The sequence below is a fragment of the Pontibacillus halophilus JSM 076056 = DSM 19796 genome, from assembly GCF_000425205.1.
Classification (GTDB): Bacteria; Bacillota; Bacilli; order Bacillales; family BH030062; genus Pontibacillus_A; species Pontibacillus_A halophilus.
Genome location: NZ_AULI01000002.1, coordinates 288676 through 314611, shown reverse-complemented (window position 1 = coordinate 314611; position 25936 = coordinate 288676). Strand labels below are relative to the sequence as shown.

The 25936-nt window shown below is 43.2% G+C and carries 29 protein-coding genes; 25 read left to right on the top strand and 4 right to left on the bottom strand.

The window, feature by feature from the left end; all coding sequences use genetic code 11:
- Window position 1 precedes the first annotated feature (1 nt).
- The 14 genes from scpB (at window position 2) to H513_RS0103985 (ending at window position 13404) form a co-directional block, all read left to right on the top strand.
- Window positions 2-604, top strand: coding sequence for an SMC-Scp complex subunit ScpB (gene scpB, locus H513_RS0104050; protein ID WP_026799569.1), 603 nt, complete (start codon window positions 2-4; stop codon window positions 602-604).
- Between the two features lie 139 nt (window positions 605-743).
- Window positions 744-1634 carry a superoxide dismutase gene (locus tag H513_RS0104045; protein WP_036769780.1) on the top strand — a complete coding sequence of 297 codons (891 nt, stop codon included), beginning with the start codon at window positions 744-746 and terminating at the stop codon, window positions 1632-1634.
- Window positions 1635-1793: 159 nt separating this feature from the next.
- On the top strand, window positions 1794-2894 hold the full coding sequence (locus tag H513_RS0104040) for a D-alanyl-D-alanine carboxypeptidase family protein (RefSeq protein ID WP_026799567.1): 1101 nt from the start codon (window positions 1794-1796) through the stop codon (window positions 2892-2894).
- Entirely contained in the window at window positions 2894-3484 is a 591-nt protein-coding gene (locus H513_RS0104035; protein ID WP_026799566.1) for a nucleoside recognition domain-containing protein, read from the top strand. The genes H513_RS0104040 and H513_RS0104035 overlap by 1 nt, the downstream gene beginning before the upstream one ends.
- Window positions 3481-4014, top strand: a complete 534-nt coding sequence (locus H513_RS0104030; protein WP_026799565.1) for a spore maturation protein — start codon at window positions 3481-3483, stop codon at window positions 4012-4014. The genes H513_RS0104035 and H513_RS0104030 overlap by 4 nt, the downstream gene beginning before the upstream one ends.
- A gap of 127 nt (window positions 4015-4141) precedes the next feature.
- Window positions 4142-4882 (top strand): pseudouridine synthase, encoded by a 741-nt coding sequence (locus H513_RS0104025; RefSeq protein ID WP_026799564.1) that lies wholly within the window; start codon window positions 4142-4144, stop codon window positions 4880-4882.
- A 57-nt stretch (window positions 4883-4939) separates the two neighbouring features.
- On the top strand, window positions 4940-5494 hold the full coding sequence (gene resA / locus H513_RS0104020; protein ID WP_026799563.1) for a thiol-disulfide oxidoreductase ResA: 555 nt from the start codon (window positions 4940-4942) through the stop codon (window positions 5492-5494).
- 30 nt (window positions 5495-5524) lie between these two features.
- Window positions 5525-7180 (top strand): cytochrome c biogenesis protein ResB, encoded by a 1656-nt coding sequence (resB, locus tag H513_RS0104015; protein ID WP_026799562.1) that lies wholly within the window; start codon window positions 5525-5527, stop codon window positions 7178-7180.
- 23 nt (window positions 7181-7203) lie between these two features.
- Complete coding sequence (gene ccsB, locus H513_RS0104010) at window positions 7204-8394, top strand: c-type cytochrome biogenesis protein CcsB (protein ID WP_026799561.1); 1191 nt, start codon at window positions 7204-7206, stop codon at window positions 8392-8394.
- 55 nt (window positions 8395-8449) lie between these two features.
- A complete protein-coding gene (locus H513_RS0104005) occupies window positions 8450-9166 on the top strand; it encodes a response regulator transcription factor (protein ID WP_026799560.1) in 717 nt (238 codons plus the stop codon).
- Window positions 9166-10938, top strand: a complete 1773-nt coding sequence (locus H513_RS0104000) for an ATP-binding protein (RefSeq protein WP_026799559.1) — start codon at window positions 9166-9168, stop codon at window positions 10936-10938. The genes H513_RS0104005 and H513_RS0104000 overlap by 1 nt, the downstream gene beginning before the upstream one ends.
- 218 nt (window positions 10939-11156) lie before the next feature.
- The gene (locus H513_RS0103995) at window positions 11157-11693 is read left to right on the top strand and encodes an RNA polymerase sigma factor SigX (RefSeq protein ID WP_026799558.1); all 537 of its coding nucleotides are present in this window, start codon (window positions 11157-11159) and stop codon (window positions 11691-11693) included.
- Complete coding sequence (locus tag H513_RS0103990) at window positions 11686-12834, top strand: GerMN domain-containing protein (protein ID WP_026799557.1); 1149 nt, start codon at window positions 11686-11688, stop codon at window positions 12832-12834. The genes H513_RS0103995 and H513_RS0103990 overlap by 8 nt, the downstream gene beginning before the upstream one ends.
- 27 nt (window positions 12835-12861) lie before the next feature.
- Complete coding sequence (locus tag H513_RS0103985) at window positions 12862-13404, top strand: 3-dehydroquinate synthase II domain-containing protein (protein WP_026799556.1); 543 nt, start codon at window positions 12862-12864, stop codon at window positions 13402-13404.
- A 56-nt stretch (window positions 13405-13460) separates the two neighbouring features.
- Here the strand turns inward: H513_RS0103985 and H513_RS0103980 are convergent, their stop codons facing one another.
- From H513_RS0103980 to H513_RS0103970, 3 genes are all read right to left on the bottom strand, one after another.
- Window positions 13461-14354, bottom strand: a complete 894-nt coding sequence (locus tag H513_RS0103980) for an EamA family transporter (protein ID WP_026799555.1) — start codon at window positions 14352-14354, stop codon at window positions 13461-13463.
- 85 nt (window positions 14355-14439) lie between these two features.
- Window positions 14440-15135, bottom strand: coding sequence for a helix-turn-helix transcriptional regulator (locus tag H513_RS0103975; protein ID WP_026799554.1), 696 nt, complete (start codon window positions 15133-15135; stop codon window positions 14440-14442).
- Between the two features lie 114 nt (window positions 15136-15249).
- Window positions 15250-15744 (bottom strand): inorganic diphosphatase, encoded by a 495-nt coding sequence (locus H513_RS0103970; RefSeq protein WP_026799553.1) that lies wholly within the window; start codon window positions 15742-15744, stop codon window positions 15250-15252.
- A 126-nt stretch (window positions 15745-15870) separates the two neighbouring features.
- Between H513_RS0103970 and H513_RS0103965 the strand changes: the two genes are divergently transcribed.
- The gene (locus H513_RS0103965) at window positions 15871-16323 is read left to right on the top strand and encodes a helix-turn-helix domain-containing protein (RefSeq protein ID WP_026799552.1); all 453 of its coding nucleotides are present in this window, start codon (window positions 15871-15873) and stop codon (window positions 16321-16323) included.
- A 41-nt stretch (window positions 16324-16364) separates the two neighbouring features.
- Here the strand turns inward: H513_RS0103965 and H513_RS0103960 are convergent, their stop codons facing one another.
- On the bottom strand, window positions 16365-16613 hold the full coding sequence (locus tag H513_RS0103960; protein WP_026799551.1) for a ferredoxin: 249 nt from the start codon (window positions 16611-16613) through the stop codon (window positions 16365-16367).
- 214 nt (window positions 16614-16827) lie between these two features.
- On the opposite strand from H513_RS0103960, the gene H513_RS0103955 reads away from it, so the two are divergent.
- The 10 genes from H513_RS0103955 to H513_RS0103910 all read left to right on the top strand — a co-directional run bounded on the left by H513_RS0103955 (window position 16828) and on the right by H513_RS0103910 (window position 25844).
- Window positions 16828-17874, top strand: coding sequence for a YpbB family protein (locus H513_RS0103955; RefSeq protein ID WP_026799550.1), 1047 nt, complete (start codon window positions 16828-16830; stop codon window positions 17872-17874).
- Between the two features lie 13 nt (window positions 17875-17887).
- The gene (locus H513_RS0103950) at window positions 17888-19417 is read left to right on the top strand and encodes a RecQ family ATP-dependent DNA helicase (protein WP_026799549.1); all 1530 of its coding nucleotides are present in this window, start codon (window positions 17888-17890) and stop codon (window positions 19415-19417) included.
- Window positions 19414-19995 carry a CPBP family intramembrane glutamic endopeptidase gene (locus H513_RS0103945; protein ID WP_026799548.1) on the top strand — a complete coding sequence of 194 codons (582 nt, stop codon included), beginning with the start codon at window positions 19414-19416 and terminating at the stop codon, window positions 19993-19995. The genes H513_RS0103950 and H513_RS0103945 overlap by 4 nt, the downstream gene beginning before the upstream one ends.
- Window positions 19996-20001: 6 nt before the next feature.
- Entirely contained in the window at window positions 20002-20310 is a 309-nt protein-coding gene (locus H513_RS0103940; RefSeq protein WP_026799547.1) for a hypothetical protein, read from the top strand.
- Window positions 20311-20450: 140 nt separating this feature from the next.
- Complete coding sequence (locus tag H513_RS0103935; RefSeq protein ID WP_231572098.1) at window positions 20451-21068, top strand: CBS domain-containing protein; 618 nt, start codon at window positions 20451-20453, stop codon at window positions 21066-21068.
- Window positions 21069-21115: 47 nt separating this feature from the next.
- A complete protein-coding gene (locus H513_RS0103930; RefSeq protein ID WP_026799545.1) occupies window positions 21116-21499 on the top strand; it encodes a hypothetical protein in 384 nt (127 codons plus the stop codon).
- A 165-nt stretch (window positions 21500-21664) separates the two neighbouring features.
- Complete coding sequence (locus H513_RS0103925) at window positions 21665-22582, top strand: MerR family transcriptional regulator (protein ID WP_026799544.1); 918 nt, start codon at window positions 21665-21667, stop codon at window positions 22580-22582.
- Window positions 22583-22692: 110 nt separating this feature from the next.
- Window positions 22693-23268, top strand: coding sequence for a genetic competence negative regulator (locus H513_RS0103920; protein ID WP_026799543.1), 576 nt, complete (start codon window positions 22693-22695; stop codon window positions 23266-23268).
- A 220-nt stretch (window positions 23269-23488) separates the two neighbouring features.
- The gene (locus H513_RS0103915) at window positions 23489-24421 is read left to right on the top strand and encodes a D-alanine--D-alanine ligase (protein ID WP_026799542.1); all 933 of its coding nucleotides are present in this window, start codon (window positions 23489-23491) and stop codon (window positions 24419-24421) included.
- Window positions 24422-24566: 145 nt separating this feature from the next.
- The gene (locus H513_RS0103910) at window positions 24567-25844 is read left to right on the top strand and encodes a Glu/Leu/Phe/Val family dehydrogenase (protein WP_026799541.1); all 1278 of its coding nucleotides are present in this window, start codon (window positions 24567-24569) and stop codon (window positions 25842-25844) included.
- Window positions 25845-25936 lie beyond the last annotated feature (92 nt).

Sequence of the window (25936 nt, the reverse complement as noted above, 5' to 3'; positions counted from 1 at the left end):
TATGGAACAGCAGAATTACACAGCGATTGTAGAAGGGTTGCTCTTCGCAGCAGGTGATGAAGGGCTAACCTTGAAACAACTTGCTGAGATTATGGAACTGGAAGATTGGGAGGTTGAAAGTGTCCTGTCTGAACTAAAGGAATCTATGAATAGCCATTCCCGTGGACTTACGATTATGCAGTCCAAGCAACATTATCACTTAACAACTAAACCTGATTATTCCTACTATTTCCAGCGTATGGTGGAATCACCTCAAGCTTCTCGTTTATCTCAGGCCGCTCTTGAGACATTAGCGATTATCGCTTATCAACAGCCTATTACTCGCACAGAAGTTGAAGAAGTGCGCGGGGTGAAGAGTGAGCGCCCGATTCAAACGCTCGTGAATCGTAATCTTGTAGAAGAGCAAGGTCGTAAGGATGCAGTTGGTCGTCCTCGCTTATACGGGACAACCCGTGATTTTCTAACGTATTTCGGACTGACATCTATTGAGGAGCTCCCTCCTTTACCTGAAGAACTTCAGCAAGATGCCTTTGAACAAGATGCAGATTTATTCTTTGAATCTATAACAGATGATGAGAATAAAGAAACCGATCCTTTCCAATAAGGGGTCGGTTTTTATTTTGTGTTTCATAGGGGAGGGTTGAGTAGCGTGCTTCATACGAGTCTATGTTCCCCATTTAGTACAGCCAACTCCACACATACGAGACTTTCTCATCGCATACGATAGGGCGAGGTGATTGAGGATGAGATCAAAGAAGCAGGAGTATGTGAAAGAGTTAGTTGAATGGGGAGAGTCAATTGAAGCATCACTTACATCCATAGAGCAAGATACTGGAGAGTGGAAGGCGTGGAAGAAAGACTTTAGCGACTGGAAAGAGAAGGCAAGGGACGTCTCTCAACAAGATACAATCAGTGACGAGGACATTCAACGTCTTCAGCTACAAGCAAAGAAGTTATTGGATGTGTTACAGCAATTCAACACAAGTGAGGAACACCGTGCCACGGATTCAGTACCGATTGGGAAGCACACGCTGCCACCACTTCCTTACTCATACGATGCGCTAGAACCCTATATCTCTAAAGAAATTATGAAGCTTCACCATGATCAACATCACCAAAGCTATGTGGAGGGGCTGAATGAAGCAGAACAGCAGTTACAACAGTTGAGGAAGACGGGTAAAAATCGTCTTATCAGATACTGGCTCCGTCAACAAGCGTTTCATGGGTCAGGTCACTTTCTTCACACCATCTTTTGGAATAGCATGAGTCCAAATGGGGGAGGGAAACCAAAAGGAGACCTCTTACAAAGAATCAACCGTGATTTCGGCAGCTATAGTGCCTTTAAACGCCAGTTTTCTGAGGCTGCTAAATCAGTTGAGGCAGTAGGGTGGGCGCTGCTTGTATGGGAATTACGTTCTGGTAGACTCGCCATTCAAACGGCTGAGAAACATCAACAGATGGCATTGTGGGATGTGATCCCGATTCTTCTATTGGATGTGTGGGAACATGCTTATTATTTGCAGTATGACAACAAGCGAGGAGAATACGTCGACAATTGGTGGAATATCGTCAATTGGCGTAATGCTGAGAAGCGATTTAACCGAGTGAAGAACCTGACTTGGGAATTATTTTAGTGTGGGCGTGTGTAAGGACGTTCTGATAGAGCTGAGTTTCGCAAATGCGGCTCAGTTTTTTTGTGGTGAAGTTTGTCCCTTGTTCTATTTTCTTTCATATGCCTGTCCTTTCTGCATAAGTTGATAGTAAAGACGTGTGTCGTAAGGGGGTCGCATGAAATGTGGAGAAGAAAAGTTCAAGTGGGAGTGATACTCATTCTCCTTCTTGTTGTTTGTATGCCACCATCTATTGCAGCAGCGCCATCCGTTTCTGCGCGGAATGCTGTCTTAATGGAGCAATCGACAGGGAGGGTGCTCTTTGAGAAGGCAGGACATGAACAACGCAATATTGCAAGCATCACGAAGATTATGACGGCCATCATTGCGATTGAATCCGGTATGCTGAAAGAAAAAGTAGAAGTGTCTCATCGTGCGGTATACACAGAAGGCTCCTCGGTGTATTTGAAAGAAGGACAAGAGATCTTGTTGGAAGATTTAGTGTACGGGCTAATGCTTCGGTCTGGGAACGATGCTGCTATGGCAATTGCTGAACATGTAGGGGGAAGTATGGAAGGATTCGTTGTTCTAATGAATGAGAAGGCAGAATGGATTGGAATGACCAATTCAAGCTTCGCCAATCCTCATGGTTTAGACCAAGAGAATCACTATTCTACTGCATACGATATGGCGCTTCTCACTCGCTATGCGATGGATAATGACTTGTTCAGGAAAGTCTCACGTACAGAAAGTTATCGCTCGAAGTCAGTGCCTTATCCTTGGGGAAATAAAAACAAGATGTTGACGAGGTATTATGAGTTCAGTACTGGAGGGAAGACAGGGTTCACCAAATCGGCTGGTAGAACGCTCGTATCAACTGCTGAGAAGGATGGCATGGAATTGATTATGGTTACGTTAAACGCTCCAGATGATTGGAATGACCATACGTATTCATTCGAGTGGGGATTTGAGAATTACTCGATGAAAGAGCTTGCTCCAGAAGGGAAAACGGAACTACCGAATGAAGAAGGGACTACGGGGTATTTATGGAACGAAGTGAGATTGCCGCTAGCCGCCCAGGAGTTTGGGCAAATTGAAGAGCGCATTCATTACTTTGGAGATTTATCCTTGCTTGAGACAGGTGGGGTAATTGGGAAGAAGGAGTATTATTTGAACGGTGAGCCTATCCAATCCGTCTCTATCATGGGCTCCCCAAATCCAGAGCGTGAATCGTTTATGAAACGGGCGACGAACATGCTTCAACGATTGATGGGGTTCCAGTAATGGTCAATTATATCTGGGTTGGGATGGCGGTTATCGGAATCTTCTATGCGATGCTTACAGGAAGAATGGAAGACGTGAATGAGGCATTGTTCAAAAGCGCAGACGATGCCGTCATGCTCTCCATCAGCTTGATAAGTGTGCTTGTCTTCTGGCTCGGATTAATGAGGATTGCTGAGGTATCCGGGCTGCTACGAAAGCTGACCAAGCTGTTACGGCCTATTGTTACGCGGTTCTTTCCAGATATTCCACCCGACCACCCAGCGATGGGGTATATTCTCTCAAACTTTACGGCGAATTTATTCGGTCTTGGCAACGCCGCGACTCCGATGGGGTTGAAAGCGATGGAGCAGATGAAGAAACTGAGCGGGACGGATGAAGCGAGTCGGTCCATGATTACATTTCTTGCCATTAACACCTCAAGCGTTACATTAATTCCGACCACAGTCATTGCCATTCGAATGAAATATGGTTCTGCTGAGCCTACGGAGATTGTAGGGACGACCATCCTTGCCACGCTCGTCTCGACAATCGGTGCGCTCCTCGTTGATCGCTTGTTTTATTACCGGAGAGTAAGGAGGGGGAAAGGATGACGTTTGTCACGACAGTTAGTACATGGATAATCCCACTTCTTATTCTTACGGTATTGTTATATGGAACGTGGAAGCGTGTGCCCACGTATGAGACGTTCGTAGAAGGCGGTAAAGAAGGGGTGAAGATGGCCATTTCTTTATTGCCATTTTTATTAGGGATGATGGTGTCGATTGCAATCTTTCGTGCTTCCGGTGCCATGGAAGCCTTTGTTAGCATGCTTTCTCCCGTTTTAGCATTTGTAGGGATCCCATCTGATATTGTCCCGCTCGCCCTCGTCCGACCAATCTCAGGTACGGCAGCGCTTGGTATGACGACAGAACTCATTCAAACGTTCGGTCCAGATTCGTTTATAGGTAGGCTTGCGTCAACCATGCAAGGAAGTACGGACACGACGTTATATGTGTTAACCGTCTATTTTGGTGCAGTCGGAATTAAGAAAATGGGGGATGCTTTAAAGGTTGGACTAATTGCCGACTTTATTGGTATAATAGCCTCAATCATCATTGTTACCATCATATTTGGAACATGACGAGGCAACTGCCATTGAAAATTTGTACAAATGCCTTGTTGCCATACAGGGCAGACAACGTTAATGGACAGTGCGGCGATGCGGCACTGTTTTTTCATGGAATTCAAACGAACGAAGGAGATTGACAATGTCTGAAGGAAAAGAACGACTACAGAAAGTAATCGCCAATAGTGGTGTGACATCAAGAAGAAAAGCCGAAACACTCATCGTTGAAGGGAAAGTTCAAGTGAACGGTAAAACGGTGAAAGAATTAGGCACGAAAGTATCGCCTAACGACGAAATAGTTGTAGAAGGCGTGCCACTCGAGAAAGAAGAGCCAGTACATTACTTGCTTTATAAGCCAAGAGGCGTCATTTCTAGTGTGAAAGATGACAAAGGACGTAAAGTCGTGACGGACTTCTTACCTGAAGTAGAAGAGCGGATCTATCCTGTGGGCCGACTTGATTACGATACATCAGGGCTTATTGTGCTAACAAATGACGGGGATTTCGCGCAGTCTCTTATGCACCCGAAACACGAGCTAGACAAAGTATATGTTGCGAAACTGAAAGGGATTCCTTCGAAAGAACAATTGCGACAACTGACAAAGGGAGTATACTCGGATGGGGACAAGTTGAAAGCAATTCGCCAGAAGCTACTCTCAGCCGACCGTCAAAAAGGCACATCGATTGTTGAACTTGTCCTTCATGAAGGGAAGAACCGTCAAGTCCGCCGTATGTTTGAAGCGCTTGGATTTAAAGTAGACAAGCTGAAGCGTGAACAGTATGGCTTCTTAACTACAGAGGGACTGCAACCTGGTGAAGCTAGAAAGCTTACACCATACGAAGTGAAGCGTCTTCGAAATATGTCTGAGCAAAATGTTAACTAAATTTTCAAAATTAGGATAGAATGACCGTGATATAATGGTTGCTAGGAGTGAAGTTGAATGAGTGATAAAATAGCTAAGAAAAGAAAGCGCTACATTGTTCGATTCACACTTCTAGCCGTTATGGTCGGTTTAGTGGTCACAGCACTCGTCTTAAACTATCAACGTAAAAATTCTGAACTCGTAGATGAGGGAACGACTGCTCCGAATTTCGAGCTAGCTGGATTGAATACAGAGCAGGAAACCATTAAATTAAGCGACTATGAAGGGCAAGGAGTTATGTTGAATTTCTGGGCCACGTACTGTCCTCCTTGTAAGGAAGAAATGCCTTATATGGAAGAGGTTTACCCAGAGTATAAAGAAAAAGGGGTCGAAATTCTTGCCGTGAGTGTAGACCGAAGTGAACTTATTGTAAATCAATTTATGGATAAATATGACCTTTCGTTTCCAATCCTGCACGATAAATCTGAGCAGGTATTAACTACATATGGCATCCAACCACTTCCTACGACTCTATTTATCTCACCTGACGGGACGGTTCAACGTAAGGTGATGGGCGGCTTGGACATTGACCGGATTAAAATGTACTTGGATGAGATTGTGCCTGAGGCTTAACGATCAGACACCGATTGAGAGGGTTTGACTATGAGAGAAATCAAGTGTGATTATTGCGGGCATTCCAATCCAGAGGGTACAGTTCTCTGTGAATCTTGTGGAAAGCCAATTGAGAAGAATCAACATTTGAATGGAAATGAAGATCAGGCGCTTGTGAATATGCGCTATGATGGAAGCTCCAGACGATCTCAGACCTACAACAAGACACTAGTGGACAAGATTTGGAATTTCTTTTCATCTGTGAAAGTAGGAGTATGGCTGATTGTTGTAACGCTGGTTGCCTCCGCAATCGGTACCATCTTCCCACAAGAAGATTTAAAGCAATCCCAGCTACCTGCAGAGCAATTCTATGAAGTTGAATACGGAATACTAGGGAAACTCTACTATCAGCTCGGCTTTCATAATTTATATAGCTCTTGGTGGTACATGCTCCTCGTATCTGGTATTGGAATTTCGATTGTGATTGCGAGTCTTGACCGTTTTATTCCCCTTTATCGTTCCTTGAAACGTCAACGTCCAAAGCGACACCATATGTTTATGCAGAAACAGCGCGTATTTGGAGCGACGGAACAGGTTAGTGAAGCTGATAAAGACCAAGTGGTTCAGAAGCTTAAACGTATGCGATATAAGATAACAGAGGAAGACGGGCATATTCTCGCTGAGAAGAATCGTTTCTCGAGATGGGGACCTTATGTGAACCACATCGGACTCATTCTCTTCTTGCTTGGAGCCTTACTACGCTTCATCCCATTTATGTACATAGACGACTTCGTATGGGTTCGTGAAGGTGAGACCAAGGTCATCCCGCAGACTGATGATCAGTATTTTATCGAGAATAAGGATTTTATTCTCGAATATTATGATGAGAATGATGAGCGTTATAAAGAAGCCATCGAACGAAACGGTGCCCCTGTACCGAAGAACTATCAGACGAACGCCGTCATCTATAAGCGTTCTGACGATTCCTTACCTGGTACTGAGGCTGACCTTACCGTTGTAAAGGAAGCAGAAGCCCGAGTTAACGAACCAATCACCTTTGATGGGTATTCGCTCTTCCAATCTAGCTATCAACAGAATGAATTTACGGAGTTAACGTTTAAGCTCCATGAAGCAGATGATGCTGATGAAACATCGCTCGGAGAATTTACGGTGAACTTATCAGAACCACAAGAAACCTACACATTACCGAATGGTTTCAAAGTTGAAATCGATGAATACTTCCCAGATTATAAGATGGAAGAGGACGGGCCGACGTCACTCTCGAAATATCCAAAGAATCCCGCGTTCGCAATGCGCGTCTATACTAAAGAGAAGGACGAACGAGAAGAGGCAGAAGTGAGCTTCGTAGGGATTGGTGTTAACATTAGTGCGACACCAGGAGAACGGGAGTACAAGCTTGGACTTGTTGATTTCGGTGTTCGCGATGTAACTGGCTTAACGGTGACACGAGATTACACGTTGCCATTTCTCGCTCTTGGAGGTTTAATCTTTATGGTTGGTGTGGTTCAGGGGATGTATTGGAATCACCGACGAATCTGGATTCAACCACGTGAAGAGGGGATTTGGATTGCCGCTCATACGAATAAGAATTGGTTCGGTGTGAAGAGGGAAATTGAGAAAGCGCTTGAAGGTACTTCGATTCAAATGCCGAAAGACCAGCAGGAATTACAAGATGATGAGGTATAAGGGAGTAGAAAGGGAGGAACATCATGGGAGATTTGAGCACAGTTAGCAGCAATCTACTGTACGCGGCCTTTGTGCTATATTTGATTGCTACGTTCTTCTTTGCTGCTACGATTCGAGACAAAAAGGGGACGAATACGAAAAGTAAATTAGGCAATGTTGCGATCACGATTGCCATTGTTGGGTTTATCGCACAAGTCGGCTATTTTATTACACGTTGGATTGCAAGTGACCATGCGCCGGTTAGTAATCTATTTGAATATACGACGTTCTTTGGCATGATGCTTGTCGCAGCGTTTATTATTATTTATTTTATTTACCGGCTGAACATGCTTGGATTGTTTGCATTGCCGATTGCCTTGCTGTTGATTGCGTTCGCAAGCATGTTCCCATCGGAAATTTCTCCGCTTGTGCCGTCACTGAAAACACATTGGCTTTATATCCACGTGACCACTGCGGCAACTGGGCAAGCCATTTTTGCTGTAAGCTTTGCAGCAGGACTTATTTACTTAATTCGACAAATCGATCAAAGTCGTGCTTCTAAACGATCATTCTGGCTTGAGTTTGTCCTTTACACGTTAATTGCGACATTAGGGTTTATTACCCTTACGAGTAGCTTTAGAGCGTTAGAGTATGAAGTCGTATTTGAAGCTCCAGTGGAAGAACAGATGACGACGATACAGTATGGATTGCCAGCGATAGTTGGCCCATATGATTCTGAAATGGTGAGTGAGGGTGCATTTAGCCCATTATTTAATGCTCCTTCATGGATGAACGGACAAGATGCTGCAAGTAAGCTAAATACGTTCATCTGGTCTCTTCTAGCAGGCCTAGTTATTTATTGGCTGTTACGCCTCATTCTTCGTAAACGAATTGCAGCTGCGATTCAACCGTTGTTGAAGAAGGTGAAACCAGACCTATTAGATGAAGTCTGCTACCGGGCAGTGGCTATAGGCTTCCCTGTCTTCGTATTAGGCGCTCTCATCTTCGCGATGATTTGGGCGCAACAAGCGTGGGACCGACCTTGGGGTTGGGATCCAAAAGAGGTATGGGCGTTAATTACAATGTTATTCTATGCAGCATTTCTTCACTTACGCCTGTCTCGTGGCTGGCATGGTGAGAAATCGGCTTGGCTTGCCGTAATTGGATTTGCTATCATTATGTTTAACTTGATTGTAGTAAATCTTGTGATTGCAGGTCTACATTCTTACGCATAAAGGATAAGAGACTACATAGAGATGTAGTCTCTATTTTTAGGAACGGGGGACAATTATGAATCAAGATGCAAAAATTTTAGTTGTTGACGATGAAGATCGCATTCGCCGTCTTATTCGAATGTATCTCGAGAAAGAAGACTTCCAGGTTGAGGAAGCTGAAGATGGAGAAACCGCCTTACATATGGCTTTGGAAAACGAATATGACGTCATTCTTCTCGACTTAATGATGCCAGGTAAAGACGGGATTGAAGTGTGTAAAGAGCTACGTGAGAAGAAAGCAACGCCTGTCATTATGTTGACGGCTAAAGGGGAAGAAGCAAACCGCGTTCAAGGGTTTGAAGTCGGTACAGACGACTATATCGTGAAACCATTTAGCCCAAGAGAGGTCGTCCTTAGAGTGAAAGCTTTGTTACGTCGCTCTAGTACGACGAAGTTCTTACAAACGGATACAGCAGCGAAGGATTTGATTGTCTTTCCTCATTTGACCATTGATAATGACGCTCACAAAGTATTGGCGGATGGGACAAATGTTTCCTTGACACCTAAGGAATATGAATTGTTGCTCTTTATGGCTAAAGCTCCTGATAAGGTATTTGACCGTGAGGAACTACTCAAGGAAGTGTGGCAATATGAGTTCTTTGGCGACCTTCGAACAGTAGATACACATATTAAACGACTTCGTGAGAAATTAAGCAAAGTATCAACGGAAGCGGCCAGTATGATTATTACTGTGTGGGGTGTAGGGTACAAATTTGAAGTGAGCGGTTCATAATGTTCTGGCGTAGTGTGGTAGGGAAGCTTTGGGTCACGATTCTTATGCTCGTGTGCTTCGTCCTCTTCATCTTAACCGTACTTCTCTTGCAGTTCTTTGAGAATTATCACCTTGTCGAAGCAGAAGACGAGCTCGTCCAATCTGCTAAGAAAGTAACGGAGATTGTTGAAGAATACGACAATCGTGAGTTAGCTCTCGATATTATTGACCATGTCGTGGATTCAAGCACTCGTGTTCTCGTTCTCTTTGAAGAGGAGGATGCATGGTTATCGAGTGAACAAGGAAACTCAAATGTACCGCCAATTGACGCGTCTTGGGTCAAGAACAATGAGGCGTTAGCTAGAGTTATGGAAGGCGAAGAAGTGATTAAACAGGAGACAAGTATTCCTAAGACAGATACGAATATCCTTATTGTTGGTACACCGATTGAACAAGGTAGCGCGGTCTATATGTACCAAGACCTCACGTTCGTTGAGCAGACATCAGCACAGACGACGAAGATTATATTTCTTGGAGCAGGGATTGCGGTCATCTTGACGACCATTTTTGCGTTCTTCTTATCCACTCGAATCACTTCACCTCTCATTAAGATGAGAGAGGGAGCTTTCGAATTGGCAAGAGGAGAATTTAACACAAAGGTGCCTATCTTGACCCACGATGAAATTGGCGAATTAGCGATGGCGTTTAATCGGATGGGGAGACAATTGAAATTTCATATCAATGCATTAAGTCAAGAAAAAGAGCAATTATCGGGAATCTTACGCTCCATGGCAGATGGGGTAATTACCCTTAATCGAAATGGAGAAGTGCTCATTACGAACCCTCCCGCAGCTCAATTTCTTCATGCTTGGGAATATGAAACGGGTAAAGTGATGCTCCCTAATGAAGCCTATTTGCCAGAACCTCTTCAACAGTTGTTAGACCAGGTCGTTACAGCAGAGGAAGAAGGGATGGCGGAATACACCATACAAGGCAGGTCCTGGGTCGTAATCATGACCCCTCTTTACAACCAATCCTATGTCCGTGGTGCTGTAGCTGTTATTCGCGACATGACAGAAGAGCGTCGTTTGGACAAGTTGCGAAAGGACTTTATCGCAAACGTCTCCCATGAACTACGTACGCCAATCTCCATGTTGCAAGGGTATAGTGAAGCCATTGTAGACGATGTGGCAGAGAGTAAAGAAGAGAAGAATGAACTAGCGCAGATCATTCACGAGGAATCGCTCCGTATCGGTCGTCTCGTTAATGAGTTGCTTGACTTAGCTCGAATGGAAGCCGGTCATATTCAGCTCAATCTAGAGCAAGTACATATGCAGCCGTTCATCGAACGAATTGTAAAGAAATTTCATGGGCTGGCTGGTGAACGAGGGGTTACACTTAACTTGTCTTTAGCTGATTCAGCGAGTCGGACGAGTTGTATGGACCCAGACCGTTTCGAACAAGTCTTAACGAATTTAATCGACAACGCCATCCGTCATAGTTATGAGAATGGTGTCGTGAAGGTCAATGCCTTCGTCGACCAGAAACAAGTCGTCATCGCTGTTCAAGATGAGGGCTCAGGGATTGAAGAAGAAGATCTTCCATTTGTATTTGAACGGTTCTACAAAGCCGATAAATCTAGAAAGCGCGAAAAAGGTAAGAGTGGAACAGGCCTTGGGCTTGCGATTGCCAAAAATATTATGGAAGCCCATCAAGGTACGATTTCTGTCCATAGCAAGATTGGTGAAGGCACGACATTCACGTGTAAACTGCCGCTCCAAGACGAATGTTAGAACGTTTTGGCGAACAATCTTGTTCCTTATGAAACAACAGCATTTTACGTAGAAACCCACTTTTGTTAAGGAAAGTGGGTTTCTTTACATTCATCAACAGAAAATAAATGAAATAAGTGGCAAGAACTATTCAAGAAACAGAACAATTCCGCTATAGTTGCACTAGGTGTAACGTTTAAGAGGAACTCGACGTCTAATACACTAAATGGGGGTCTGATATGAGCAACTTGTTCGACAGACTTTACGACCACTACCATCAGGACTTATTTCAATTCATTTATTATATGGTAAAGGACCGTGAAGCTACGGAAGATTTAATTCAAGAAGTGTATGTGAAAGTTATGAAATCATACAGTTCGTTCAAAGGTGAAAGTAGTGAGAAAACGTGGCTCTTCTCCATTGCAAAGCACGTCACCTTCGACCATTTCAGGAAACAGAAGCGGTTAAAGGATCGCATTTATGACTTATTTGATATGGGAGAACGAGGTCAAACCATTCGTGACCCGGAGCCTCTTCCGGAGGAACTGGTTATGAAATCAGATGAAGTGAAGGAATTGTATTATCACTTAGACACATGTAGCCCGAATCAACGAAGTGTGTTAATCCTTCGTTACATACAAGAAAGATCCATTAAAGAAACTGCTGCTATTCTGAATTGGAGTGAAAGTAAAGTGAAGACCACGCAGCATCGTGGCTTGCGTGCACTTAAACAATCTTGGGATGGCACAACGGAAGGAGGCGAGAAGATTGACTAAACGAACAGAACAAGAAATAGAGAAGTACCTACAGGAGATGCCATTAGTGGAGGACACTCGTTCCAAAGAAGAAGTGTATAGACGTGTACAAGAAGCGAATGAACCACAGAAGAAATCCTCTTCTTTAAATAAATTGTTGCCTGTAGGTGCGATAGTTCTAGCAATTGGTCTGTTGTTCTTCATGATCAATCAAACGAATTTTGGACCGTCAGAGCAGCAGGAATCCTCCTTCTCGTCTCCTTCAACTGAACAGGCAGACCGCACTGACGATGCAGCAGAATCCGAGGCATTAGAGGAAGCTAGTCCAGAAAGCGGCTCTCAAGATACACAAACGAAAGATGAACCATCCCGAGGAATAACTGGGGATGAGGATGCCCTTGATGAACGTAGCGAATCCTCCTCATTCATCAATCAGCCTCAACGCGATTTTCTTGTGGTGCCGTACAAAGAACCAACTGGTGACATACTTGTCCCAATTTCATACGTTTCTGAGCAGATAAAACCATTACAAGTACTTGTAAATGAGCTACAAGGCCAAGTGAAACCGATAGGCCCCCTCGCCCCCGTTGAATGGATTCGTGAGGCATCCTTTTCATTTGATGGCGATGTTGCGGTCGTTTCAATTCAAGATGGAAAACAACAAAACACAGATAGATTCCTACAAGAGCTAGAGTTGATGCTCATTCCGGCTGGGATAGAAACTGTTCAGTTACAGAATAGAAGTGTGCCGCCGGATGAAGGCGTGCTAGAACAGTATATCTTACAGTCAGAGCGAACAAGTTCCTATAAGCGTTATGAAACGGATTCTAACTCCTATTTAGTCCCTGTATACAACGATTACGAGTCATTAGAAGAGGCTCTCTTTGATATGAAGCAAGGGGAGCGTAAAGATGGATTGGAACCTACGTTCCCAGAAACGTACAGCATTGAATCGGTTTCGGTAGATAAAGATGAAGCTACCATCACGCTATCTTCAGAAGACGAATGGACAGAAGAAATGATTACGGCTATGTTGGCAACCGCTCATTCATTCGGTATGAGTGGAGTTCAGATAGATGGAATCGAGGAACATGATGTCGGGAAATATGATGTAACAAAGCCTATATCGCTCCCTGTTTCAATTAATGACCAGACAGAGTAAGGAGAGTGAGAAGGAGGGTTTCAACAGGTGTTGAACAAACGCGGATTTAATGAAGTAGTTTCGATAAATGAGATTGTAGAGGGGATGCGCGTATGCATTGACTTTACTGATGTAATTGGAGAAGAAGAAAGCTTATTTGTTGGGAACACTGGGCATGGGTATGTACAGGTGTTCTCAGAAAATCGGGTATCTAAAGGATATCCACCTCGTCCGTTTCGAGTGAACGTAGGCGCCTTTCATCAGTATTTGCATCAAAGTGAGCGTACGTATTATTTACAAGAACTTCAAGCTGGGGAAGAGCTGGAACTTATCAGCGGGGAACAAGTGAGGAAAGTGGCGATTGGTAGAGTGAAGATCGAGAAGCGACCTATGCTTCAGGTTGCGTGTGCGAAAGAGGATGGAGAAATTAGTGCAACATTTCAAAGCGCATCTAGCGTCTATGTGTTCGAGCGCAGTAAGGGCATCACTTCTATTCTCAATCTCGAAGAAGGCGATTGGATTGCTGCTCTTGAAGACGAACCAGGTCGTCACTTGGGTAAAGCGATTAAAGAAACGATTATTGAGAAGTAACCGCGATACTGGTAATGAAAAGAACTTCCACCACTATGGAAGTTCTTTTCTTCTTGTTATTGTTCAATCCTTACGATTTTCCGTCCCGCAAGAACCTCTTTCGGCAGCATTAGCAAGCCGATTCCGACAATAAGCATGAATATACCAGTCCATGATAGGCCAGATAATCGCTCTCCTAGTAGAAATACACCAAAGAGTGTGGCGGTTAATGGCTCAGCTAATGACAAGGTAACAGCAGTAGATGGAGAGATACGTGTTAATCCTTTCGCAAATAAGAAGTAAGCAATGCCTGTGGTCACGATTCCGAGTTGTAGACTGACTCCGATTCCTCGGTAGCTTAAGATCCATGACAGGTCATACATAAATAGGAGTGGGGACAGCCATAGAGCGCTCAGTGTGAATACAATGGCTACGACTGATAGAGGTGAGCTAGTGTGAACCAATTGTCGACTACAAAGCGTGTAAAGGGCAAAGGATAGCCCGGCTCCGAGCGACATAAGAATACCAATAGGGTCTACAAATGTAGACGTTTGATGGGCAAAGAGCATGAAACAACCTGTTATCGACAAAGCAGTGGAGAACCACCATGTCTTAGTAGGCCGTACCTTCAGAAATGCCCATTCTGTTAACCCTGAAAACACAGGTGCACTTCCAATTGCCACAACCGTACCAACCGCAACCCCTGTTATGGAAACGGCAGAAAAGAAAAGGGGTTGGTAGAGTGCCATGCATAAAGATGCGAAGATGGTCATCTTGACTGGTAAGCTTCGAAGTTTAAAGTGACGGGTCGCTAGCAGAAGTACAAGTAAAAATAGCCCACCCACTGCTAAACGTGTAGCGCCTATTGCTATTGGGTGTGCGTGTTCAGGTGCCATAGCTTGAGTTGTGCCAGTCGTTCCCCAAAGAACGGCAGCAATCAATACAAGGAAAGGTGCCCATTTTTGATTCATGATTTCACCCCGAAGGAAAAAGGATTTATTATCCTAAGTATAGGAAATAAAGTGTTCCATTTCTTGACGGAGTTTAATCTCCTTTTTATCCTTTATGAAGAGTTCTATAGTGAAGTGGGGAGACCCCTATGCTTTTTGAGAACCATCTTGAGAAAGAAGAAGAATTCTCGAACCTTAATTCTTCGCTGATGGACTGCATTGACCAACTTGTTGTAAGGAGTAATTGTTGTGCTTCTTCCAGTCTAAGCTTTGTTATGTATGCTTTCGGTGTCTGTCCTGTCTTTTCTTTAAACCATGAGGAATAATATACAAGATGATAATGTTCCATGGCGGCGAGTGTCTCAATCCGTATAGATTCTTTGAAATGTTGATGAATGTAGGAAATCGATGCTGGTGTAGTGCTTTCTAACTGGCTTGTCACATATCTTGTTAAATTCAAGAGGGAAGACGTGTCGGTATGATTCCGATTCACCTCTTCTAACAGGAGATATCGGATAGCGGTCCACTGTTGGTCTAGCGGGATTGTTCGTGTATCTGTATAGGGAGAAACATAGTGGGTTGGAACATCTAGTATAAGGAATTCATTCCGGTTCATTGAACGGTATTCGTGATTGATCTCAGGGGGGATATAGAAGCAGGAGTCTGAATCTAAGTTTAATTCTTGTACCTTTGTACTAATTTCTAATGAACCTTCCAACGGAAACAGGAACTGCCCAAACTCATGGGAGTGAGCGTGGTATTCGCGCGTGTAACTTCTTCTTTCACATGTAATAGGCTTCATTCTAGTCAACACATTCCCTCCTTAAGGTACGTTGCCATTATAGTATAAATTGAAGGGAAGATGGAGGTAAATAAAAAAAGCAGAGCCCTTTTTAATTAGGCTCTGCTTACGTCATTACTTGTCTTCTTGGTGACGATTGAAGCAGTCGTCAATCAATTTGTTCGCAGCTTCAACGCCTTCCCAAGCGCCAATTTCTGTTTTCTTACCTTGAAGGTCTTTGTACGTCTTGAAGAAATGAGAAATCTCTTCAAGTTTGTGTTGTGGAACATCATCAAGTGTATGAACGTCTTTGAAACGTGGGTCTTCAGTTGGGACAGCAAGAAGCTTCTGGTCTTCTTCGCCATCATCGATCATGTTAAGGAATCCGATTACGCGGGATTCAATGACACAGCCTGGGAATGTTGGGTTTGTAACTAGTACTAGCGCATCTAGTGGGTCACCGTCAAGCGCAAGCGTGTCATCAATGTACCCGTATTCAGCAGGGTAGAATTGAGAAGAGAAAAGAACGCGGTCTAACTTGAAGACACCTTTCTCTTTGTCGAATTCGTATTTATTCTGGCTTCCTGTTGGAATCTCAACAAAAACGTCGATTACTTTGTTTTCAGCCATGGGGAAATCCTCCTTAAGATATAAAAGTATGTACGTTACGATTCATTATTATAACAAGGTTTAGGTAGGAAGGAAAGTGGATTGCGTGTTAAAATAAAGCTATCGCTATGGATAGGGATGATGAATATGAACCAGCATACACTTATTCAGCAAATATCGCCTAGGATGAAACTCATCCGTATTGAGAGAGGATATACGCAAGAGCGGATGGCGGATGTGCTCGGAATATCTAAGAAAACGTTGGTGCAAATCGAAAAGGGACGTGTACAAGCAGGCTGGACGACAATTGTTGCTGTTACTGCGCTTTTTCGTGATAGCGAAATTATACAGCATGAGCTAGGTGATTCGCCCATAGAGGTTGTGGAGCTGATCGCGCATGAATATGTGAATCGACCAAAGTCGCGTACGCTTGCTGGAAAGGTGTGGTGGGAAGTTGTCCATGAGAGAGGGGAGTTCCGGCTTCAGCAACATACCGTAACTAAACATTACCGTATTCTTGACTGTGAGCATTATCGTTGGTTTAGTACAACGGATTATGAGCAAGCAATTCGGAAGCTAATGGAGCTTTCGGAACAATAAAAAAACACCCCTTCAACGATTATGAAGGGATGTTCTCGAGACTATTCGAATTTAAGTGCATCGCCGTCGAAGGATTCGTCCGCAATCTTGATGGAATCCGTTGGACAGCCGTCAAATGCATCTTCCATGTCTTCTTCTAGTTCCTCTGGAATTTCAGCTGTCCCATTGTTGTTGTCTAAGATTACGTAGGCAATGCCTTCATCGTCGTAGTCATAAATGTCTGGAGCAGCTGCTCCGCAAGCGCCGCAGGCGATGCATGTTTCTTTATCTACGATTGTGTATTTAGCCATGCTTATAAACCCTCCTAAATATACTAAAGACTCATGAGGGAGTCTGTTTCATTACCTAAATAGATAAGTAAGAATATGATCTGTCTTTTCCTCATTTCATATTGTAAAGCTACTTCCTTAACATTTCAAGCTGAAATACTGGGCATAATGCGCAGTTATAGTAATCTTTTCATAATATTTTGACAGAAAATTAGCGTAAAGTGAGGTTGCATCCGTGTTTCAATTCCTGTTACTTCATTGCATTACATTATTGAAAGGGGAGAGGACCTACTCTGCCATTCATCATGCATTGATTGGTAAGAAATCTTCCCAAACATTTCAAGATATCCATGCGTATGGATTAACCCCTTATTATGGGGTATATAAGTCACTAAAGAGAACGCAACTTGAGGAGACTCTCCGAGCCATGCAACAGGATGGGACAATTGCCATTAACGAAGGAGTCCCTGTGTTAGCCGCGAAAGGTCGCGCCTGTTACAAAGAAGGATTAGAATCATATGCTCACGAGCTTACATGGTTCAACGGATTGTCCTTACAACATATGAGCGAGCCAGTCTGGTCTCGTCTATTATTATTTGTGCAAACAGCTGCGAATATCGTTAAAGGCCAACATCAATTTATACCAATCACGGATAAACCGGAGTATGTGAGCTTTGTACGAAAGATGTACCATGAACAGAAAACGCAGCTTTCGCAATCGTTGACGAGTCTTTATAACGAGCTATATCCATTATTAAAGGACATGCCTTCTGAGTTCGCTGAGTTGATTACGTATCGCTTTACAAGCGCGAATATATACGGGATGTCAAAGAGTCAACTCGCTCAGCATACTCATGAGACGGTACACGATGTTGAAGTGAAATTCTCCTGTTCTGTTCATTACATTCTAGAACGGGCAATGGCAGACTCAACGAATTTTCCGTGGCTATACACCTTTATAGCGGATCAAATCCAGGAAATTCCGATTACTGAATCAGCTAAGAAGACCCTAGATTATATTAACCAAGGCTACTCTCTTCAACAGCTCACAAGAATTAGAAGGCTGAAATTAAGCACCATTCAAGACCATATCGTTGAAATTGCCCTTGTGCATCCTTCATTCTCAATTGAACCCTTTATTTCATCCAAGGCTGCACAGGACATTTCCCATCAGGTCAAACAGTTAAACACCAACCGTCTTAAAGTTATACGGGAGTCGTTAGGAGAACAGTATTCTTACTTTGAAATCCGACTTGTTCTCGCTTCTTTGGACGCACAATAGGGAGGGAGCGTAAATGGCTACATTAGAACAGCACTTGTCCCGGTATTTTCATTACGATTCCTTCCGAGAAGGACAGAAAGAAATTATTTCAGATATCTTATCTGGTCAAGATGTTCTTGGCATATTACCTACCGGAACTGGGAAATCAATTTGTTATCAGTTGCCTGCCTTGATTCAAGAAGGGGCAACAATCGTCGTATCACCACTCATTTCACTTATGGTCGACCAAGTGAAACAATTGAAGCAAAAGGGCATAAAGCGTGTTGTTGCCATTAACAGTTTTCTTGATAGCAACCAAAAACAAAAGGTGCTTCAACATCTACATGAATATACGCTTATTTATTGTTCACCAGAAATGTTACAAAATGACCGATTCATGGAGGCACTGCGTAAGCGTATCAACGTTTCTTTATTCGTCGTGGATGAGGCTCATTGTATCTCCCAATGGGGGCATGAGTTCCGAACGGATTACTTGAAATTAGGAGAGGCGGCAAAGAAGCTTGGGAATCCGACTATGCTTGCATTGAGTGCTACCGCGCCGCTTGCTATACAGGATGATATTCTAACGCAGTTGGAGCGACCTCAGATGGCGAAGCATATTTATCCGATGGACCGAGAGAATATCGCCTTAGCCGTTTCACATGTGAACTCCATGGAAGAGAAAATCGAGCGCATGAAAACCATCCTTAAAGAACGACCTGTACCAACGATGATTTACTTCTCTAGTCGACAATGGACAGAAAAGGCGACCTTTGAGCTTAGAGATGCATTGCCCCATTTACGCGTTGCCTTCTATCACGGCGGGATGGAGCATACAGACCGGTTGTTAATTCAACAGCAGTTTATGAACGACCAACTCGATGTCATCTGCTGCACAAGTGCATTTGGCATGGGGGTTAATAAAGACAACATTCGCCTTGTCATTCATGCTCATTTGCCTCCCCAAGTCGAATCCTTTCTACAGGAGATCGGTCGAGCCGGGCGTGACGGGAAGCAATCGGTTAGCTTAACGTTTTATTCCCCAGGAGATGGGGACCTGCCTAGATCACTCATCTCATCAGAGCTGCCTGAACCACATCAACTAAGCCAGCTTCGCCATTATTTAGTAAATTTGAAGCAATCTCATCAACCGATTCCGTCATCTGCAGAGGTAGAGGCAACTTTGCAGCTAAGTGAGATTCAGTGGAGGTTCTTGAACTATCAGTTGGAACAGAAGGATGTGATCCATGGGGGATTTGTGAGGTCTGAAGAACCTCAGTTAGATTCCGCTTTACATGAAATTATGCAAACGATTGAGCACCGTGCACTGTACAAGCATGAGAAGTTATCTGAGTTTATTCGATGGGTTCATGGGGATACGTGTAGAAGGGTTACGTTATATGAATCATTTCAGTCTTCGCTTAAAGAGCCGTTAGAGTTCTGTTGCGACATCTGTGATTTCTCATTTGATAAATGGCATCCAGACATCTTACAGGGAAATCATGAAGTTCCTCAATGGGAAGAGGCGCTGAAGAGAGTATTTCTACAAGGGGATCGTCTATGAATCGCCGCCAGCAACAGTTAATCGATCAACTAACGCCAAAACAGCTCGTCTTCAATGTTTATGTCACCCAAGCGCTATTTCTTTTGATCTCTTCCTTGGCTATATTTCTATTGGAGTCAACCCCGCTACTATACACGGTAAATTTATTCTCTGTACAAGATTGGGCTGCGCTAAGGTTGGGTCTGTACATCGGGTTAGGTATTGTCGCACTGGACTTCTTTCTCATGAAAGTAACTCCGAGAGAGTGGTACGATGATGGCGGCCTGAACGTGAAGCTATTCCAAGATCGTCCTTTAATTGGAATCTTACTTATTGCCCTAACGGTATCTGTTGCTGAAGAATTGTTGTTTCGGGGTGTCATACAAGAACAACTCGGGTATTGGGTTGCGTCGCTTTCATTTGCACTTATGCATATTCGTTATTTAACAAAGCCTGTTTTATTACTATCTGTGTTGCTCATCAGCTTTTTACTTGGCTGGGTTTATGAAGAAACAGGGCAATTGCTTACAACAATTGTGGCTCATTTTACAGTGGATGTCCTACTTGCCTGTTTCATTCGATATGGGAAATTGAGGTGAACATTCATGGAACAACGTAACGACCAAGCTCGGTCATTAAGAACGCGTGTTGATGGAGGTGAGGGATATTCTGACGTGGTGAGCGAACAGAATCAGTCCTCACTTCCTCCTCGTAGCTCGGCACATGGGGGCAATCAACGTAAAGACCGGGAGCGGGTCCAGACTATTTGGCTTCGAGTTCTTCTTAGTGTGTTTATTGCGCTTGGGCTTTTGTTTCCTGCTTATCTGTTGTTACAACAAAATGCACCAGCCAATCTAAAGTTGCCATCAGACGATGGAGGAGCTGGCAGTGAGTTGATTCAGTTCTCTAACTAATCATCTTGAAAGGTTTAAATTCCAGCTTCGTAACGGTTTGTACACAATATTATAGAGGAATAAGCCCCATAGAGTTGAATATATACACGATGAGCATAAAAATCTATTAGTGGGGTGATGGGATGTTCGTACGAAGTATCATGAAAAACAAATTCCAGTCTGTAACTGCTTCGTTACAAGACCCGGTTGGGGAAGCGCTTGACACGTTGTTAAAGCATGACTTCCAAGCTATGCCTGTTCTCGATGGGAATGAATACGTAGGCATGATCTCACAAGAACGTATCTACGAAGGCTATTTCCACGGCATACGTCCGAAAGAGGAATATCTATCAGATGTTTCCTTAAAGGATTTGGTTACAAGAGATGAATTATACGTAACTGAAGATGACGTGTTTGAGAAAACACTTCCTTTATTTAAAGGATTTCCAATATTGGCCGTAACAAATTCAGAACGGGGCTTTCTTGGGGTTGTAAGTCGTTATGATGTAATCGAACAATTTGAAAGTGCATTTGGAGCTCATAGGCGAGGCGTGCGGATTGCCTTTACTTCTGAAGAATCTGAAGGTCGGATTGCTAGGTTATCAGATATTCTCAAGCACTACCATGAGAATGTCATCTCCTTGGCGACCTTTGATGAGACGAAGAAGTTGGCAAGAAGAATTGTATTAAAGCTAGAACCGAGTCCAAATATCGATAAGATTGCTAAACGGCTTGAGAAAGCTGGATTTCGTGTGCTTGATATTAAAGAAGATGTTTAATGTGCATCCCCCTTTCTTCATAGATATGGAGAGAGGGGGATGATTGTATGTTTACCACTCTATTAAAGGCGAGTGCAATCTTTGGAGGGTGCTTCTTATGCATTTATTGGTTTCCACTTGCGAGACTTCCGATTCATGAAGATTACTACATCTATTTGCTACTGTCCCCATGGGAGTTCTTATTCGGAAGTATAAGCTTCCTTATTGGTGCTCTTGTTACAGGAAGAGTGTTGTTTCACTTATGGTCCATGATTCTCATTCATGGACGTCTTAGGAAGGCGCAATTCGTACTACTCCTCTCGTTGTTGGCTACAATCCTGTTAGCTGTTTTGTCCATTAAGATTGTTCTGGCTTACTTTATTGCTTCTTGGCTATACGGGTTATCTTTAATTGAGACAAAGAAGGAGAAGGCGAGTAGTCGAATTTACTAGTCCACCACTTGTTTAGAAAAGGAAACGATCAACACTTGAACATTAGAACGGAGTCCTATAGCATAATGAACGTGTTGAAAACGATCTAGAACATATTCAAGTTTTACATAAAAATGACCGTTCTCTATAATGGAGAAAAACCGAGCTAGTTTTGGAGGAAATGGAATGTCGAGCCAACAAGGGAAATATAATATAAAAGCTTTATGTAACATGCTAGGCATTCAAGCTGGAACCTTACGAGCATGGGAGAGAAGGTATCAAATTATTCGCCCTCAGCGAAATTCAGCTGGCCACCGAGTGTATACGGAGGAGCATGTGAAAGTGCTGAAATGGCTGATGGATAAGGTCGATAAAGGGTTTACCATCTCTCAAGCTGTATCGTTACTAGAGAATCAGAATACAGACCAGCGTGAAGATGAATCTGAAGAGGAACAATTCGAAACCAGGACTCATCAACAACAGATCTCCTATAAATTACAGAAAGCTTTGCTTTCGTTTGATGAGAAACTGGCTCATAGTCAACTCGATTATGCCTTTAGTATATTTACTCCTGAGAAGGTAGCCATTGAAGTTATTGGACCGATATTAGTCGACATCGGCACGTTGTGGGAGCGGAATGAAATATCGAGCGCCCATGAACACTTTGCGACGAATTTCCTGCGTTCTCGAGTAGGCATGATGTTAATTTCTCTTCCGTCTGACCAGACGCTTCCAAAGGCCATTTGTGTATGTGGCCCAAATGAGAAGCATGAGCTTGGATTGCTCATATTTGCGTTGTTCCTAAAGCGTAAAGGGTATGAGGTCATCTACCTTGGCCAAAGTCTGGCCCCGGGTGATGCTCATGTGGTTATTGATGAAGTTCAACCTAAGTACTTGTTCATGTCATGTACGTTGAAGAAGAATATCCCGACAACCGTCAGTCTTGCCAAAGCCTTGAAAGAGAAATTCCCAACTCTTGATATTGGTCTTGGCGGGTATGCGTACGATTCACTGCCTAAGGAAGAGAAATTGCGACTAAAGCCGTTTCTGTTAGGCACAAATCGACAAGAATGGGAAGAATGGTTAGCTACGCACGAAATTTAACTTGTCCGTGCCCTATAATTTCTTTATACTTTATAAAACAGTACCATCTTTACACATTGCAACATATACTAACACAAGGTACTTTATATGTTATTTAGGGGGGCGAGTGAATGAGATTAGAGCGATTGTCTCACAACAAGTTTAAGATTTTTCTCACGTTTGATGACCTAGTTGATCGAGGTCTATCGCGTGAAGATCTGTGGTATGACTTGCCTAGCGTACATCAACTGTTCCATGACATGATGTACGAAGCAACAGATGAGCTCGGGATTGAACTTGAAGGTATGCTGCTTGTACAAGTTTACCTCATGCAAGCCCAAGGGATGCTTATCGTTGTGACCCAAGATGAACAGGAAGAAGAAGAGGAAGACTTTGTAGAAATGAAAGTTACTTTAGATGAAAGCAATGAGATGATGTTTGCTTTCCAATCTTTCGAAGACATTATTCACGTTTCCCAACACCTCTTCCAACAAGGAATGCTAGGGGGAGCGGTATATCATATGGACCAATACTACTACTTGTTCTTGGATGAAGAAGAAATGACCTTCCATAATCGTGAGCATCTGATAGCCATCCTTTCTGAATTTGCATCTCCGAGTACTGTCACATCGTATCGTCTGAAAGAATACGGGAAAGAGATCTTCCCATCAGAAGCTGTAGAACAAATTCAGCATTATTTCAATTAAACATAAGGAAGACTGTTCATTGTATATGAGCGGTCTTTTTTTTATGATAGAAGGGTTTGTGGTGCATTTGGATTAGGAGGATATAAGGTATTAAGTCGCAAGATAAAGCGACATTCCACTCCCTTTTCTTTTCTGTTCCATATAGGTGTTGAACATGTTACGATAGTTTGGAATAAAGTAAATGATGCACGATGTAAATAGATGATAGGAGTGACTAGATTTGAGAATTGGCGTTATATACGGAGGAGTATCCGGCGAAAGAGAAGTATCCTTATCCACAGGTAAAGGGGTCATGAATGCGTTACGTGAAGCAGGTCATGATGTTGTAGGGGTGGACTTTCACCCTGAACGTATTCAAGAAGTAGTTGATTTAGATGTAGAGGTCGTCTTTATCGGGCTTCATGGTAAATATGGAGAAGACGGACGCATCCAAGGGCTTCTTGAACTGAAAGGGATCCCTTATGTTGGGTCGGGAGTACTTGCTTCTGCGTTAGCCATGGATAAATCGAAAGCTAAGCAAATCTTCCACCAGAATGGATTAACGGTAGCGAAGAGCCGTACGTATCCAATTGGAGTCTATAAGAGTGAAGCTGCCATTAAAGAAGATATTGAGGCGAATATGCGCCTTCCCCTTGTGATTAAACCAAACCAAGAGGGGTCTACACTTGGGCTTACAATTGTGAAAGAAGAATCTCAACTTGATGAAGCCATAAAGGTTGCTGTCCATAGTGATACAAGTATTCTTGCAGAAGAGTTTGTGTATGGACGCGAGGTAACTGTGGCAGTTATGGGTGCAGAGGGTGAAGAACAATCCCTTCCTGTGATTGAGATTATACCGAAAAACGAATACTACGATTATGAATCGAAATACGCAGTCGGTGGCAGCGAACATATTTGTCCTGCTGAGCTTGACGAAGAATTGGCTCTGAAACTTCAGAAACAAGCCGTGCGCGCTCACCAATTATTAGGATGTGAGACATACTCACGAGTAGACTTCATTATTAATGAAGCGGGAGAACCGGTCATTCTTGAAGTCAATACATTGCCAGGTATGACGCCGACTAGTCTATTTCCTGATGCAGCGAACGTAATTGGTCTTAGCTATAGTGAAATGATTGAGAAATTTATTGAGCTTACACTACAATCGAAGTAAGGTCACGGTCTGAATCCGCTTTCATTTCGTGGTTTCTATCTCGCAATTCTCTATGCAATATGGGTTGCATATCCAATTGGAAAGTGTATACTAAACTCTGAAAGCTAACAGCATGATTGATCGAAATTCTATGGGAGGTAAGTTCATGGTAGCCGAAAAAGCAACAGATTCTGCCAATGAAAACAATAAAATGGATGTTTTGAAGTCGACTCAACAGGTCATTCGAAATGCCTTAGATAAATTAGGATATCCTGAGGAAGTTTATGAGCTCCTAAAAGAGCCTGTACGTATGATGACGGTACGTATACCAGTAAGAATGGACAATGGCTCGATTAAGATTTTTACTGGCTACCGTGCACAGCACAATGATGCAGTAGGACCTACTAAAGGTGGAGTGCGCTTCCATCCAAACGTTTCTGAAAAAGAAGTAAAGGCGTTATCCATTTGGATGAGTTTGAAGGCCGGAATTGTTGATTTACCTTATGGTGGTGGGAAAGGTGGCATCGTGTGTGACCCTCGAGAAATGTCCTTCCGTGAACTTGAAGGATTAAGTCGAGGATATGTGCGTGCCATTAGTCAAATCGTTGGACCAACGAAGGATATCCCGGCGCCAGACGTGTTTACCAACTCGCAAATTATGGCTTGGATGATGGATGAATATAGCCGTATTGATGAATTTAATAATCCAGGATTTATTACAGGGAAGCCGTTAGTGTTAGGTGGCTCTCATGGTCGTGAATCGGCTACAGCTAAAGGGGTTACCATTTGTATTGAAGAAGCAGCAAAGCAAAAGGGAATCTCGGTTGAAGGGGCTCGTGTTGTTATTCAAGGATTTGGGAACGCAGGTAGTTTCTTAGCTAAGTTTATGCACGATGCAGGCGCCAAAGTTATCGGAATCTCAGATGCTTATGGAGCACTTCATGACCCTGAAGGATTAGATATTGACTACTTATTAGATCGTCGAGATAGTTTCGGTACAGTGACAAAGTTGTTTAAAGATACAATTTCTAACCCGGAGCTTCTGGAATTAGACTGTGATATTCTTGTTCCGGCTGCGATTGAAAATCAAATTACAGAAGAAAATGCACATAAGATTAAGGCTCCAATTGTAGTGGAAGCGGCAAATGGCCCTACTACATTAGAAGCTACTCGTATTTTATCCGAGCGTGGTATTCTGTTAGTCCCAGACGTACTTGCGTCAGCTGGCGGCGTAACGGTATCTTACTTTGAATGGGTTCAGAACAATCAGGGTTATTACTGGACAGAAGAAGAAGTAGAGGCGAAGTTACGAGAAGTAATGGTGAAAGGCTTTAATTCCGTTTACCATACATCAGATACTAGAAGGATTGATATGCGTCTCGCTGCCTATATGGTCGGTGTCCGTAAAATGGCCGAAGCCTCTCGATTCAGAGGTTGGATCTAGGTTGAATTGTTTACATTCATCTCCTATCATAGATATGGTAGGAGATGTTTCTATTTTTATGTACCATTTCAATTGCTATTGTGTTTTGGTTT